Raw genomic sequence first — 587 nt, forward strand, 5'->3', positions numbered from 1 at the left:
GGGCGGTGGGGTACCAGGACGGGGGGGTGGGGTTTGGGAGCGGCGCGGAGGTGCGGCGGGTGGTGGCGGGGTACGTGTCGCGGGGGCTGCCGTTGTCGGCCGTGCACCTGGACATCGACCACTACGACGGGCACCGGGTGTTCACGGTGGACCGGGAGCGGTTCCCGGACCTGTCGGGTCTGGCGCGGGAGTTGTCGGATCAGGGGGTGCGGCTGGTGTCGATCGTCGACCCGGCGGTGAAGACCGGCGACGCGCTGCACGACGCGGGTCGGGAGGTGGGGCCGCGCGGGGCCTTCGTCCGGGACGCGGCGGGTGAGGAGGTCCGGGGTGAGGTGTGGCCGGGCGAGTGCGTGTACCCGGACTTCACCGATCCGGCGGTGCGCGAGTGGTGGGGCGGGTTGTACGAGGAACGACTGAAGCAGGGCTTCGCCGGGGTGTGGCACGACATGAACGAGCCGGTGTCGTTCGCCCCGTTCGGGGACGCGACCCTGCCGAGGTCGGCGCGGCACTCGCTGGAGGGGGTCGGCGGGGATCACCGGGCCGCCCACAACGTGTACGCGCTGGGGACGGCGCGGGCGGGATGGGAG

The 587-nt window shown here is 73.8% G+C and carries 1 protein-coding gene; it reads left to right on the forward strand.

Translation table 11 applies throughout. The annotated features are described in order from the left end of the window. Positions 1–5 precede the first annotated feature (5 nt). Positions 6–587: TIM-barrel domain-containing protein (locus tag ADK55_RS18620; RefSeq protein ID WP_324611190.1), on the forward strand; the 582-nt coding region annotated here is incomplete at its 3' end.

It is taken from the genome of Streptomyces sp. WM4235 (genome assembly GCF_001279725.1).
Lineage (GTDB): Bacteria > Actinomycetota > Actinomycetes > Streptomycetales > Streptomycetaceae > Streptomyces.